The sequence below is a fragment of the Glycocaulis sp. genome, from assembly GCF_051859565.1.
GTDB lineage: Bacteria > Pseudomonadota > Alphaproteobacteria > Caulobacterales > Maricaulaceae > Glycocaulis.
In genome coordinates this window covers 203,672-216,897 of the sequence record NZ_JBHYFK010000002.1, presented here as the reverse complement: position 1 = coordinate 216,897, position 13,226 = coordinate 203,672, and the positions used below count along the sequence as shown (strand labels likewise).

Genomic DNA, 13,226 nt, shown 5'->3' with positions numbered 1-13,226 from the left:
ACACTCCGATGTCCACACTCTGGCGCCTGCTCGCCATCGGTCCGGCCGCGCCCCTGAAGGCCGCAGACGCTTCCCTGAACGGGTGGGAAGACGGCCCGATGCTCTCCTGGTCCTTCTTCGAGGACGGCAGCGAAGAGGTCTGGCGGCTGGACGTGCTTTTCGGTCAACAGATCGATGTGGAAGGGTTCCTCGACGCCATCGGGCTGACGGGCGCGAACATTGATGTGCAGTTCGCCCCGCTTCCCGAAGAGGACTGGGTGCGCCTCTCGCTGGCGGGCCTGCCGGCGGTGAAGGCGGGCCGGTTCGTCATCTATGGGGAACATGCCCGCCGTCCGCTGGAGCCGGGCGAACTGGGCATCGAGATCGAGGCGGGCCCCGCCTTCGGCACCGGCCATCACGGCACTACCAAAGGCTGCCTAATCGCATGTGACCGGCTCGAGCGCGAAGGGCTGAAAGTCGCCCGCGTGCTGGATCTGGGCTGCGGCACGGGCGCGCTCGCCATTGCTGCGGCGCTGGTCTGGCCCAATGCCGATGTGCTGGCGACCGATATTGACCCTGAAGCGGTGGCAGAAACCGAAATCAACAATGCCAAGAACGGTGTGGCCGACAGAATTCAGGCCATTACCGCAGACGGGTTTGACCATCCCGCTTTCGAGGGTGCGGTGTTTGATCTGATCTTCGCCAATATCCTCGCCGGACCGCTGCAGGAGCTGGCGCGTGCGCTGGCTGAGCGCCTGGCCCCGGACGGCCGCGCTGTGCTGTCAGGCCTGCTGGAAGAGCAGATCGAGGCGGTGGAGGCAGCCTACAGGGACGCCGGACTGGTCACGGCCCACGCCGACATTATCGACGAATGGGCGATCCTGACGCTGAAAGGCGCCTAGCGGTCCGTATCGGATATGCGCCAGCGCGCGGCTGTGACAGCCGCTTCAAGGCTCAGCCGTCCGACGATCTGTTCCAGCGTCTTGTCCGCACGGCTGTCCGAGGTGAGCTCGGCGCTGACCTCCACCCGCTCGCTTTCCTCGATATTCTCGCTGTCGAGGGATTGCAGGTGCAGCCCGCCCGAGGCCACGCCCTGCAGCAGGAGCGCGCGGATATGGGCTTCCTCCTCGCCCCGGCAGACAATGGTGACGGCATAGCCTGCGGGCAGTTCGGCACTGTCCATGGGCTGGCGGTTGATCTTCGCGGCCAACGGGCGCAGCAGAAGGTTCACCAGCACCACCAGCACTGCGACGATCAGTGCGTAGACCAGCGCACCGGCGCCGGCGAGCACCCCCACCGCCGCCGCACACCAGAGCGTGGCCGCCGTGTTGAGCCCGCGCACATTGAAGCCTTCGCGGAAGATGATCCCAGCGCCGATAAAGCCGACCCCGGAGACGACCTGCGCGGCCACGCGCGTTGGGCTCACCTCATCGCCCCCGAACAGGGTTGAGAAGACCACGAAACTGGCCGAACCCAGCGCCACCAGCGTGTTGGTGCGCAGGCCCGCAAGGCGCTGGCGCCATTGCCGCTCAAATCCGATCAGCGCGCCCAGCAGGACGGCTGCGATCAGATTGATGGTGGACGGGATGATCAGCGGATCGAACATGACAGGCACCTCGCGGGAGGAAGGGCAGACCCAAGCGATAATACGCCCGGCCTGCCCTTCAACCTTTAAGCCTAGAACTCTACGGCGAAACCAACGGTGAGCCAGTCGGCCCGCTCACCATCGAGATTGCGCCCATAGACGATATCGAGAGCAACATTGCCGTCGAACAGGAAGGGGCGAATGCCCGCCTGCCAGCCGGGGCGGTCATTCTCCGCGCCGAACACCTCGCCGATCAGTTCCAGCCGGTCGTGGGCCATTACTTGCGCGGCCATGCCCCATACGCCGACAGTCTCGTTCTCCGTAAGGTCACGCTCCACACCGGCATTGAAATGCAGGTTGAGCCGCTCATTGACCGGCAGCGATAGCGGCACCACAGCGTAGATCGTGTCGGCATTGCGGATCACGCCGGCATGGCCGCTGCCCACTGACAGGGCGAGGCCGTAGCCATGCTCGTCAATATCGCGCAAGGCGATCTTGGCGGCAGGGGCGAAGGTGGTTGCCCACTCCCCGTCCGCACGGCGGCTCTCCATGGTCAGTTCGAACTCGACAAAGGGCAGCGCTTCCAGCGTAAAGCCCGGCGAGGCGAGATAGACCCGGTCACCATTATTGGCAAACGAGGTCCAGGTTTCGAGCTTGAACATGCCCGGCGTTGCGATGCCCGCGTCGTCCACCGCGTACGGGCCGCCATTGGCAAAGCTTGCGGGCATGGCGGAAAAGCTCAGCGTCACAGCGCTGACAGCAAAGAGAAATTTTTTCATCGGTCTTGCTCCTGTTGATTGGGACCGGTCATGCCGCCGCAGCGGGCAGATCGAGAAGGGCGGTGGCGATGGAGAAATAGATCAGCACGCCTGCCGCATCGGCGATGGAGGTGATGAGCGGTGCACTGGCCGCTGCCGGGTCGAGCTTCATCCGTGACAGGATGAAGGGAAGGCTCATCCCGATGATAGAGCCGACAAGCACGATCACCACCATGGAGAGCGACACGACAAGAGCCACTTCCGGGCCGCCACGGACAACGCCGATAGCAGATACCGCTATGGCCATGGTGATGCCGAGCAGAAGCGCGACAAAGCTCTCCCGGCCGATCATCTTGCCCCAGTCGGAGAGTTTCACATCACCCACCGCAAGGCCCCGCACCATCAGCGTGGCGGCCTGTGAGCCCGCATTGCCGCCGGAGTCGATCAGCAAGGGCAGGAAGAAGACCAGCGCCACATAGGCCATGATCGTGTCTTCGAAATAGGCGATACCGGCGCCGGAGAAGATGTTGCCGAAGACCAGCAGCACCAGCCAGACGATACGCATCCGGTAGAGTACGAAGGTGGAGGCGGTGCGCACATTGGTGATGCGCTTCATGCCGGGCACATAGCCCTTCTGGTCGCTGCCAATGTCCTGCACGCCGCCTGCGCGGTAGAAGTCCTCGGTGGCTTCGGCCACCTGCACGTCCATCGCGTCGTCGGCGGTGATGATGCCGACCAGCGCGTCCCCGCCATTGATGACGGGAATGGCCAGAAGGTCGTACTGGGCGATCTTGCGGGCCGCCTCTTCCTGGGACTCGTTGGCCCGCACGAAGATCACCTCGCGTACCATGATGTCGCCGACCAGAGCCTCGTCCGGCTCGGTCAGCAGGTCACGCAAGGAAACCACGCCGATCAGGCGGCGGTCCTCATCGACCACGTAAGAGTCGTAGATGGTCTCCTTGTTGGGCGCTTCGCGGCGCAGCCGGGCAATGGCCTCAACGGTCGTGAGGTCTGCTTTCAGCGTCGCGTAGTCCGACGTCATGATCGCCCCGGCCGTGCCCTCGGCATAGGCCGAGAGCTTGCGGATGTCCTCACGGTCGGCACGCGCCAGCACGGGCAGAAGCCGGTCCTGCAGCTCTTTGGGCAGGGCGTTGAAGAGGTCGGCACGCTCATCGGGCGACATCGCCGTAACGAGCGCTGCCAGCGCATCGCGTTCCATGGCGAGCGCCGTCTCGGCCTGCATGTCGGCAGGCAGGTAGCCGAAGACTTCAGCCGCCGTTTCCACGCCAAGCGCGGCCAGCACCCGGGCCACTTCCTCCGGGCTCAGCGTGCCAATGGCATTGGCAATATCAGCCGGGTGCAGGCTCGCCAGAGCTGTCTTGATGGATGCTGTATCGTTATTGTTCAGAAAGTCGCGGATTGCTGCCGCGATGTGATTACTCGTCATGTCAGAACCTCCTGACAGGGCGTTGCAACAGGCCCGTCAGAAGACTGTCAGAGGCGCACCAGCCTCCTCGACATGAGAAGGTCAGCGCGCGCCGGACATCCCGCCACGGGCGCAAATCTCGGATTGGTCGCGCAGGCCGCCACGTCCTGTGGAACGCATCACGGCCCGCCTACTCGACGGATCGTCCATGATCGGCCTCCCTGCCTGCCGGCAGCCCGCATCAGGGGCATGCGCGACGCGCGTGCTGCGGGCCTTTTGCGGCCCGGCACACAGATGATAACGAAGCGAGCCGAGATTGGTTCTCACACCCGCGCGAATGTCTGACCCTCATGAGCCATCAAACGCGGGTGGATCAGACGAAAGCGTGGGTCCTGTAAGGACGAGCCGCTGCCGGATCACCCGGCATCTAAAGGCCGGAGGGCGTGGTGTTGTGTTCAGCCCGCGTCAGACGCGGGCTACTGGAACTGCCGTCCATCAAAGTGTCCTTGATTGTCGCCTGCCGTGAGCAGACGGGCAGGGGCATAACCCCGGCTTGCATGCGGCGTCAACCCCGGCTTCGAGACAGTTCTGTGAAATCAGACCGGCTTCAGGATCAGTTCCAGACAGGCATCGATATGCGCCTCGATCTGGCGGGTCTCGATCGAGTTCTTGCCCGTGAGAATCTCATATTCCGGGGCCAGCACGATCGGCAGTGAGAACGCGCCTGACAGCACGAACATGAGATGCGTCGGATCGCCCGCCGCGATCAGATCCTCGCCCTGCGCCGATATGATCAGTGCAATGATCTTGTCGTTCAGCGGCTTCTGGTGCCGGTCTATCAGCCATTCCAGGCGCGGCGTGCGCTCGGCGCCCTCCTGCAGCAGGAGGCGCATGTGTTCAGGATGGGCTGCGAGCGTCGTGATATGGGCTCGGATAGCCGCCTTGTAGAAGGGCAGGCCGGTAAGGCCTTGCGTGCTTTCCAGTTCCTCAGCCAGCTGCGCGTTCACGCGCGCATAGAGGCGCTCGACCGCCGCTTCCCACACGCCCTGTTTGGACTTGAAATGATACATGATGAGCGGCACGGGCGCGCCGCAGGCGCGCGCCACATCGCTCACCGACGCGCCGGCAAACCCGCGCTGGGCAAACAGGGTGATGGCCGCGTCCAGGATGCGGCTCTGCGTTGCCTCTCTCTGGGCTTCGCGCTCATTGGTGCGCGCCGGGCGGGATTGCGTTTTCGTATTCATAATCGAAGGATTAAAGCCTTTGGGGCGGCAGGTCGATAGTGTGCGCTGGCAACACGCGCGGCCAACATCTCACGCCTTCTCCACGAAGCTGGAGACCACCTTCTTCTCGCCCGCCTTGTCAAAGGCGACGGTGAGCTTGGCGCCGTCGGCCACCAATATACGGCCATAGCCGAATTTCTGATGGAAGACCCGGTCACCGCGGGCAAAACCGCCAGCGCCATTGTCGCCGCTCTCGATCAGCTTCGCCTTGCCTTCGATCACGCCCGGATCGCGCCGTGCGCCGCTTTCCTGCGCCGCCTTGAAGCGTTTCCAGCCTGGACTGTCATAGGCGGAGCGGAACGGATCGGCAGGCTCTGACACGCCCGCAAAACCCGGCCCCGCATCATAATATCCGGTCTCGGATTTGGCCTCGGCATGTTCGGGCGGCAACTCATCGATAAAGCGCGAAGGCAGAACAGACTGCCAACGCCCGAAAATCATCCGGTTGGCGGTAAAGGAGATGATAGCGCGCGCCCGCGCACGGGTAATACCGACATAGGCAAGGCGGCGCTCTTCCTCCAGGCTCGCGGTGCCGCCTTCGTCCAGCGACCGCTGGGAGGGAAACACCGTCTCTTCCCAGCCGGGCAGGAAGACCAGGGGAAACTCCAGCCCCTTGGCCGCGTGCAGCGTCATCAGGGAAACCTCGTCCCCGGTCCCGGCCTGATCGAGATCGGCCACCAGCGAGACGTGTTCCAGATAGGCTTCCAGCGTGTCGAACTGGCCCATGGAGCGGACAAGTTCCTTCAGGTTATCGAGGCGGCCCGCAGCCTGCGGGCTCTTGTCCTCGCGCCACATCGCCGTATAGCCGCTTTCATCAAGGATGATCTCGGCCAGCTCGTCATGGCGCATCGTGTCGGCCTGTAGCCGCCAGCGCTCGACATCGCGCAAAAACACCTGAAGCGCGGTGCGCGCCTTGCCGCGTATCTCGTCGGTCTGGACCATCAGGCCCGCCATCTCGCTCATCGAGACGCCGGCAGAGCGGGCAGCCGAGGCGATCTTCTGCACGCTGGTCTCACCGATCCCGCGCTTGGGGACGTTCACGATCCGCTCGAACGCCAGATCGTCCTCCGGCGAGCGCACCAGGCGCATATAGGCGTGGGCGTCGCGTATCTCGGCGCGTTCAAAGAAGCGCGGGCCGCCAATGACCTTGTAGGGCAGGCCCAGCATGATGAAGCGGTCTTCAAACGCGCGCATCTGCCAGGAGGCGCGCACCAGAATCGCAATGTCATTGTGCTGGTTACCGGCGCGGACGAACGCCTCGATCTCGTCGGCAACAAAGCGCGCTTCCGCCTCGCCATCCCACAGCCCGCGCACCTGCACCTTCTCGCCGGGATCATCGTCGGTCCAGAGCGTCTTTCCGAGGCGCGCGCGATTGGTCTTGATGAGCCCGGAAGCAGCCCCCAGAATATGGCCCGTAGAGCGGTAATTGCGCTCCAGACGGATCACGGTCGCGCCGGGAAAATCGGTCTCGAAGCGCAGAATATTATCCACTTCCGCGCCGCGCCAGCCATAGATGGACTGGTCGTCATCACCCACGCAGCACACATTGCCCGACCCGCGCGCCAGCAGGCGCAGCCAGAGATACTGGCAGACATTCGTGTCCTGATACTCATCCACCAGAAGATAGCGGAAGCGCCTGTGATAGAGCGCCAGCACATCGGCATGCTCGGTGAAGATCGTCAGATTGTGCAGCAGCAGATCGCCAAAATCGCAGGCATTGAGGACTTTGAGCCGCTCCTGATAGAGCCGGTAGAGGACATCGGCCTTGCCGTCAGCGAAGGTCCAGCGATCTTCCTCTCCCAGCTTTTCCGGGCGGATGCCCCGGTTCTTCCAGCCATCGATGAGGCTGGACAGATGGCGCGGCGTCCAGCGTTTATCGTCAATGCCTTCGGCCTGCAGGATCTGCTTGATCAGCCGCAGCTGGTCATCGGTATCGAGAATGGTGAAGGAGGATTTCAGCCCCACCAACTCGGCATGACGGCGCAGTATCTGCGCGGCGATCGAGTGGAAAGTGCCCAGCCAGGGCAAGCCCTCCACCGCCTCGCCGATGATCGCGCCGACGCGCTCCTTCATCTCGCGCGCAGCCTTGTTGGTGAAAGTGACGGAGAGGATCTCCCACGGGTTCGCCCGGCCCGTGGCGAGGATATGCGCCAGCCTGGTGGTCAGCACACGTGTCTTGCCCGTGCCGGCGCCTGCCAGCACCAGAACCGGGCCGTCGGTCGCCTCCACCGCGGCGCGCTGCTCGGCGTTGAGCCCTTTGAGATAGGCAGGCAGGCCCGTCTCTCCGCCGGACGGCGGACGGGCAGAGGCCTGCTGGGAAAGGGGTATGGAGCTCATGGGCGCGCGGACAGGTCTGCTCTCGATTCGGCGATGGTCTGGCAGGTTAGCACGGCTGGAGCGAGGCCGAAGGGGCCTGGATGCGGACAAGCGCAGCATTGACCACACAGGGCCGAACATGTCCCTTGCAGCTTTACATGTTTTTGCACAATACTGTGTTAAACACCGTATCTGCGGGCAAAGATGATCCATGCGCGACGAAGCCGCGATGACGCCGAGTGATGACGGGCTGTTGCGCGGCGTCTGGTACGTGGCCTGCCCCGCCTCGAGGCTGAGACGCCACAAGCCGTTGAACGCCCGAATTTGCGGCGCAGCATTGACGCTTCACCGCAGCCCGGACGGCACCAGCAGCGCTGTTGACGAAGCAGGCCATAACGTCACGACTTGCGAGCAGGACGGGCTCCTCTGGGCATTCATGGGTGACGAGATCACCCCTGAACCCACAAGCCTGCCGCCGACATTCGACGGTCCTGGCAGGGGCCGTGTCCGCTTCGTGGAAGAGGCATTGCTGCCCTGCCATATCGATGATGCCGCCTATGGGCTGCTGGACCCGGCGCACGGGCCGTACGTCCACGCCAGCCCGATCTGGCGCAGCTCCAAGACGCTCAAAGACAAGGCAAAGGATTATGTGCCGAGCGAGCTGGGCTTCACCATGGTTCCGCACGCACCCGTCAACTCCAGGCTCTACAATATCATTGGTGGCTCGATCCGCGTCACAATCGCCTTCCGCCTGCCGGGCCTGCGCATTGAGCGGATATGGACCGAGAAGCACACGGTTGTCGGCGTCACCGCCCTTACCCCGATTGATGCGGATCAGACCGTCATCCGGCAGATATTCTACTGGGATACGCCCGTCCTGAGCGCGATCAGGCCGATAGCGCGCCTGGTCTCGCGCCCCTTTCTGCAGCAGGATGTGCGCATCATGGCGCTGCGCCAGAAGGGGCTGACATTCGGGGCAAAAGGCATGCTCATCCGCGACGCTGACCAGCTCTTCGTCTGGTACCAGCGCATAAAGAAGGAGCTAAGGGAGGCACGCGCCGAGGGCCGCAGCTTCGTCAATCCGGTCAAGCCCGCGACCTTGCGCTGGCGGACTTGAAACATTGAACTCGCATTTGGCCCGCAAAAATGATATTTTCAAGATATCTTTTCAGGAGCAAGGCCATGAAAGCGTTGATCGGCAAATGGGGGCAGTCACAGGCGGTGAGGCTGCCCAAGGACATCTCTGACCAGCTGCGCCTGAAGGCTGGCGACGAGGTAGAGATGGAGCTGGTGAACGATCAGCTCGTCATCACACCCGTCAAACGCCCGGCCAAGCTCGACCCCGGCGCTCTGTTTGCACAGATGGAACAATGTGATCCGCCAGCAGAAATTGACTGGGGACCAGCGCGCGGGGCTGAGGCTTGGTAACGCAGCCGGCCGCTTTCCAGCCCGGCGATCTGGTCTGGCTGGAGTTCGCCGATGTCTCGGGCCGCGAACAGGCGGGGCGGCGGCCAGCCGTGGTGGTGTCAGCGGGCGGCTATAATGCCCGCTCCAGCCTGATCCTCGTCTGCCCGGTCACCAGCAGCGGCAAGCCGTGGCCCTTCAAGGTGAAGCTGGCCGGTGAGACAGGCGGGGTTGACGGCTACGCGCTCGTTGATCAGGTCCGCGCGATAGACCCCAATGCCAGACACGCCCGCAAGGCTGGCGAGGTCAGCGGCGCTTGCCTTGCCGATATCCGGGCGAGACTTGCTGTCGTGCTAGGCCTACCCCCGGAAGCCTAGAGCGACGAGATAGGTTTCCGAGCTATCGGCGCGGCTGGCGGCGGGCTTGGCGTGCTTCACCTTGTCAAAGCGCGGTTTAAGCCGGGCAAGTATTTCGCTTTCGGTGCCGCCCTGAAACGCCTTGGCGATGAACGCCCCGCCGGGCTTCAATGTTTCCAGCGCGAAGTCTGCCGCCGCCTCGACCAGATTGACGATGCGCAAATGGTCAGTGCTCTTGTGGCCGGTCGTCCAGGGGGCAAGGTCGGACATCACCAGGTCGGCCGGGCCGCCAAGCGCCTCTTTCACGGCCTCCGGCGCGCCGGGATCAGTGAAGTCCATCGTCATCAGGACGGCGCCCGCAATGTGGTCCATTTCCAGAAGGTCAATGCCGACAACATGGCTGGCGCCGCGCTTGAGCGCCACCTGCACCCAGCCGCCCGGCGCCGCGCCGAGATCAGCAATGCGCATGCCGGGCTTCAAAAGGCCGAATTTCTCATCCAGCTCGATCAGCTTGTAGGCCGCGCGCGAGCGATAGCCTTCGGCCTTGGCGCGCTGCACATAAGGGTCGTTGAGCTGCCGCTCCAGCCAGCGCTGGGATGAGACCTTGCGCTTCTTGGCGGTCTTTACCCGCTCGTGAAACTGCTTGTCGGCGCGCTTGCTGCCCCCGGCCGTTACAGGGCCGGAGCGTCTGCGGCGCTTTTCCTCGGGCGGCTCGTCATCTTTACCGGAACTCATGCTTCAACTCCTGATGGTCCGGACTTGCGTACCCGTCCCTTGCGGCCACGCCGGCCCCGCTTGCGCCTCGGATAGATCAGGTTGAGCAGCAGGCCTTCACGAAGCCCCCTGTCACCCACACGCAGGCGCGGCACCGGCCAGCCATCCATCAACGTTTCCAGAATAGCGCAGCCCGCAACAACCAGATCAGCCCTTTCCGTACCTATACACCCCTCGCCGGCGCGCCCTGCCGCGTCCTTGCTGGACAGCCGGTCACAGGCGGCGCGTGCCTCGTGCGCCTCCATCCAGGAGCCGTCCACCCGGTTACGATCATAACGCACAAGGTTGAGATGAACCCCGGCCACGGACGTTACCGTGCCCGATGTGCCGACCATATGGGCCCTGCCCTGCTCGAACAGGGGGCGCAGGCGGCGCGCACCCTTGGGGATACGCGTTTCCTTGCGCACTTCGGCCTTCATCGCCTCATACCAGGCGCGCCGCTCGTCCGGTGTGGCATTTTCCGGCTCGGGGCAGCGTTCAGACAGGGTGACGACGCCCAGCGGTATTGTCGTCCAGCCGCGAATGCCCGGACGGCCTGCGTCTGGATAGCCGCCACGCTCGCGCCACTCGGCCAGATCCAGCCAGCACAGCTCGGTCGACCCGCCACCAATATCCACCACCAAGGCCGCGTCAAAGCTGTCATCAAGCAGATCCAGACTGCCCTGTACGGCCAGCCGCGCCTCTTCTTCCGGCGAAATGAGATCAAGCTGCAGACCGGTTTCACGCTCCACCCGGTCGAGAAATTCCTGACCGTTAGAGGCCATGCGGCAGGCCTGCGTGGCGACGGCGCGCAGCTTTGTGACTTTGCGGCGTTCCAGCTTCTGCGCGCACACCGCCAGCGCCTCGACGGCGCGGTCCATGGCCTCGTCCGACAGGACCCCGCTGGCACCCAGACCCTCACCCAGCTTCACAATGCGCGAAAAGCTCTCCACCACGCGAAAGCCCCGGTGGGCGCGCTTGGCCATCAGCATGCGGCAATTATTGGTGCCAAGGTCTATCGCACCGTAAATGACGTCGTGCCGCTGCCGGCCTTTGGATGTGTTGCGCGAATCGGTCCCCGGCCGGTCACCGGGGTCATGCGTATCCATGAACTGTCTGGTCCTGCTTCCGGCCTGGCTGGCAAGGCGCGCAACCTTTCGGCGCGCAGCCCGTTGCCGGACAAAGCCGGTCTGGTTCGTGTGTTGAAGACTATGATAACACGATTGTGACAGGATGACAGGGATTTGGTCCGTCAGCGTGTCTTGCAGCATAGGGCTGGACTTGTCGAAACCACGCCATATCTCAAGGGTAAGGCTCTGTACAAAAAAGAGGTTTTCCGTGCGAAGCGCACAATTTGCGATCGGTGATGTGGTCCGCCACCGGCTCTTCCCGTTCCGGGGCGTCGTCTTCGATGTCGACCCGCAATTTGCCAATACCGAGGAATGGTACCAGTCCATCCCCGAGCGCATCCGCCCGCACAAGGACCAGCCTTTCTACCATGTGCTGGCAGAGAATGAGCAGAACTACTACACGGCCTATGTATCCGAGCAGAACCTCCTGCCCGACGCGCATAACGGCCCGGTGGGCCACCCCGAAGCGGCCGCCGTATTCGAAGGCTTCGACGGCGCCCGCTACAAGGTAAAGCCGGAAATCGCCTCGCGGGCGAACTAGCTATTTCCCGTAGCGCACGACTTCCTGCTCGATCGCACCGAAAATCGATTTTCCAGCCTTGTCGCGCATATCGATGCGCACCGTATCGCCCGGCGTCATGAAGGGCGTTTTCGGCTTGCCGTCATTGATCGTCTCGATCATGCGGATTTCCGCGATGCACGAATAGCCCTTGCCGCCCTCGCTGACCGGCTTGCCAGGGCCGCCATCCTGCTTGTTGGAGACGGTGCCCGAACCGACAATCGTGCCTGCCGTCACGGGCCGGGTCTTGGCCAGATGGGCGATCAGCTCGGGAAAGCCGAACGTCATGTCGACACCGGCGTCCGGCTCGCCAAAGAGCTGGCCATTATACTGCGAGCGCAGGGGCAAAGAGAGGCGCGCGCCATCCCACGCTTCGCCCAGCTCGTCCGGCGTCACAGCAACCGGAGAGAAGGCCGTCGGCGGCTTGGACTGGAAGAAGCCGAACCCCTTGGCCAGCTCGCCGGGAATAAGCCCGCGCAAGGACACATCATTGCAGATCATCACCAGACGGATGGCTTTGGCCGCCTCGTCCGCCGTGCAGCCCATCGGCGCATCGCCGGTAATGACAGCCACTTCACCCTCGAAATCGAGGCCCCAGGCATCATCACCCAGCGGGATCGGATCACGGGGCGCAAGAAACGCGTCGGACCCGCCCTGATACATCAGCGGATCGGTCCAGAAGCTTTCCGGCATCTCGGCGCCGCGTGCTTTCCTGACCAGTTCCACATGGTTCACATAGGCCGAGCCATCAGCCCACTGATAGGCGCGCGGCAAGGGCGACAGCGCTTCATGCTCATGAAAGCGTTCGCGCGGAATGGTCTCGCGGTGCAGCTCGTCCGACAGGGTTTCCAGCTTCGGCGCGATCACGTCCCAGTCATCCAGCGCGGCCTGCAGGGTCGGCGCAATGTGAGACGCGTCCGCGCACCAGGCGAGATCCTTCGAGACCACGACCAGACGGCCATCGCGGCGGCCATTCTTCAGGCTGGCAAGTTTCATCGCTAAAGGCTCCTTTGCGCGTCAGGCGCGGTCAGAACGAGGGGTAAGGGCGGGCGCCACAGGCTCAAACTGGCCATCAGCCATCAGCCATTCAAGCTCACCGTCTGCAATGCCAAAGCGCGCGCCATGAAGGACCAGTGTTCCGGCCTGCACCCCTTCAGCGATGAAGGGGAAGGACATCAGACGCTCGCGCGAACGGCGGATGGAGCGCAGCTCCATGTCATCGCACAGATCATCGACAGATGCGTCTGCGCCGAGCTCCCGGCAGGCTTCCGCGTGGACCGGCGTCAACGGCTCAAGCCATTTGCGCACGAACTGGGTGTCTTCCGCCGCACCCGTGGCGGCCGCAGCCACGCCGCCACACTGGCGATGGCCCAGCACCACGATGTTCTTAACTTTCAGCACCGTCACCGCATATTCCAGCGCGGCCGAAACGCCGTGATGCGCGGAGTCCGGCTCGTAAGGCGGGACCAGATTGGCGACATTGCGGATGATAAAAAGCTCGCCCGGCCCGGCATCGAAAATGGCGGCCGGATCGACGCGGCTGTCAGCGCAGCCAATGACGAGCGTTTCAGGGCTCTGCCCCTTGGCGAGGGTCTGCCAGATGCGTTGCTTGCGCTCGAAGCGCTCGGCGCGGAAGCGGGCAAAGCCCTCATGCAGTCGGGTGGGTATCATGTCTGG

Annotated in this window: 14 protein-coding genes; 5 read left to right on the top strand and 9 right to left on the bottom strand. The window is 63.6% G+C overall.

The features are described from left to right. Window positions 1–8: 8 nt before the first annotated feature. Window positions 9–881, top strand: coding sequence for a 50S ribosomal protein L11 methyltransferase (locus ACTIGC_RS03550; RefSeq protein WP_439633098.1), 873 nt, complete (start codon window positions 9–11; stop codon window positions 879–881). Here the strand turns inward: ACTIGC_RS03550 and ACTIGC_RS03545 are convergent. From ACTIGC_RS03545 to ACTIGC_RS03525, 5 genes are all read right to left on the bottom strand, one after another. Continuing rightward, a complete protein-coding gene (locus ACTIGC_RS03545) occupies window positions 878–1,585 on the bottom strand; it encodes an MgtC/SapB family protein (RefSeq protein WP_439633097.1) in 708 nt (235 codons plus the stop codon). The genes ACTIGC_RS03550 and ACTIGC_RS03545 overlap by 4 nt on opposite strands. Before the next feature lie 71 nt (window positions 1,586–1,656). Continuing rightward, the gene (locus ACTIGC_RS03540) at window positions 1,657–2,343 is read right to left on the bottom strand and encodes a hypothetical protein (RefSeq protein WP_439633096.1); all 687 of its coding nucleotides are present in this window, start codon (window positions 2,341–2,343) and stop codon (window positions 1,657–1,659) included. A 28-nt stretch (window positions 2,344–2,371) separates the two neighbouring features. Then, window positions 2,372–3,769, bottom strand: a complete 1,398-nt coding sequence (mgtE, locus tag ACTIGC_RS03535; RefSeq protein ID WP_439633095.1) for a magnesium transporter — start codon at window positions 3,767–3,769, stop codon at window positions 2,372–2,374. A gap of 575 nt (window positions 3,770–4,344) precedes the next feature. Then, window positions 4,345–4,992 (bottom strand): TetR/AcrR family transcriptional regulator, encoded by a 648-nt coding sequence (locus tag ACTIGC_RS03530; RefSeq protein WP_439633094.1) that lies wholly within the window; start codon window positions 4,990–4,992, stop codon window positions 4,345–4,347. Window positions 4,993–5,061: 69 nt separating this feature from the next. After that, entirely contained in the window at window positions 5,062–7,368 is a 2,307-nt protein-coding gene (locus ACTIGC_RS03525; RefSeq protein ID WP_439633093.1) for an ATP-dependent helicase, read from the bottom strand. Between the two features lie 190 nt (window positions 7,369–7,558). Between ACTIGC_RS03525 and ACTIGC_RS03520 the strand changes: the two genes are divergently transcribed. From ACTIGC_RS03520 to ACTIGC_RS03510, 3 genes are all read left to right on the top strand, one after another. Then, a complete protein-coding gene (locus ACTIGC_RS03520) occupies window positions 7,559–8,464 on the top strand; it encodes an aromatic ring-hydroxylating oxygenase subunit alpha (protein ID WP_439633092.1) in 906 nt (301 codons plus the stop codon). 65 nt (window positions 8,465–8,529) lie between these two features. After that, entirely contained in the window at window positions 8,530–8,775 is a 246-nt protein-coding gene (locus tag ACTIGC_RS03515; RefSeq protein WP_439633091.1) for an AbrB/MazE/SpoVT family DNA-binding domain-containing protein, read from the top strand. Continuing rightward, on the top strand, window positions 8,769–9,128 hold the full coding sequence (locus tag ACTIGC_RS03510; protein WP_439633090.1) for a type II toxin-antitoxin system PemK/MazF family toxin: 360 nt from the start codon (window positions 8,769–8,771) through the stop codon (window positions 9,126–9,128). The genes ACTIGC_RS03515 and ACTIGC_RS03510 overlap by 7 nt, the downstream gene beginning before the upstream one ends. Here ACTIGC_RS03510 and ACTIGC_RS03505 read toward each other — a convergent pair. Together ACTIGC_RS03505 and ACTIGC_RS03500 are read right to left on the bottom strand one after the other, a co-directional pair. Continuing rightward, window positions 9,111–9,842: an RlmE family RNA methyltransferase gene (locus ACTIGC_RS03505; protein ID WP_439633089.1), complete on the bottom strand. Its 732-nt coding sequence runs from the start codon at window positions 9,840–9,842 to the stop codon at window positions 9,111–9,113. The two genes, ACTIGC_RS03510 and ACTIGC_RS03505, sit on opposite strands and share 18 nt — an antisense overlap. Then, window positions 9,839–10,969 carry a Ppx/GppA phosphatase family protein gene (locus ACTIGC_RS03500; protein WP_439633088.1) on the bottom strand — a complete coding sequence of 377 codons (1,131 nt, stop codon included), beginning with the start codon at window positions 10,967–10,969 and terminating at the stop codon, window positions 9,839–9,841. The genes ACTIGC_RS03505 and ACTIGC_RS03500 overlap by 4 nt, the downstream gene beginning before the upstream one ends. A gap of 229 nt (window positions 10,970–11,198) precedes the next feature. Here ACTIGC_RS03500 and hspQ point away from each other — a divergent pair, with 229 nt between their 5' ends. Beyond that, window positions 11,199–11,531: a heat shock protein HspQ gene (gene hspQ, locus ACTIGC_RS03495; RefSeq protein ID WP_439633087.1), complete on the top strand. Its 333-nt coding sequence runs from the start codon at window positions 11,199–11,201 to the stop codon at window positions 11,529–11,531. Here the strand turns inward: hspQ and ACTIGC_RS03490 are convergent, their stop codons facing one another. Then, window positions 11,532–12,545: a fumarylacetoacetate hydrolase family protein gene (locus ACTIGC_RS03490; RefSeq protein ID WP_439633086.1), complete on the bottom strand. Its 1,014-nt coding sequence runs from the start codon at window positions 12,543–12,545 to the stop codon at window positions 11,532–11,534. Window positions 12,546–12,566: 21 nt separating this feature from the next. Then, the gene (locus ACTIGC_RS03485) at window positions 12,567–13,220 is read right to left on the bottom strand and encodes a carbonic anhydrase (RefSeq protein WP_439633085.1); all 654 of its coding nucleotides are present in this window, start codon (window positions 13,218–13,220) and stop codon (window positions 12,567–12,569) included. Window positions 13,221–13,226 lie beyond the last annotated feature (6 nt).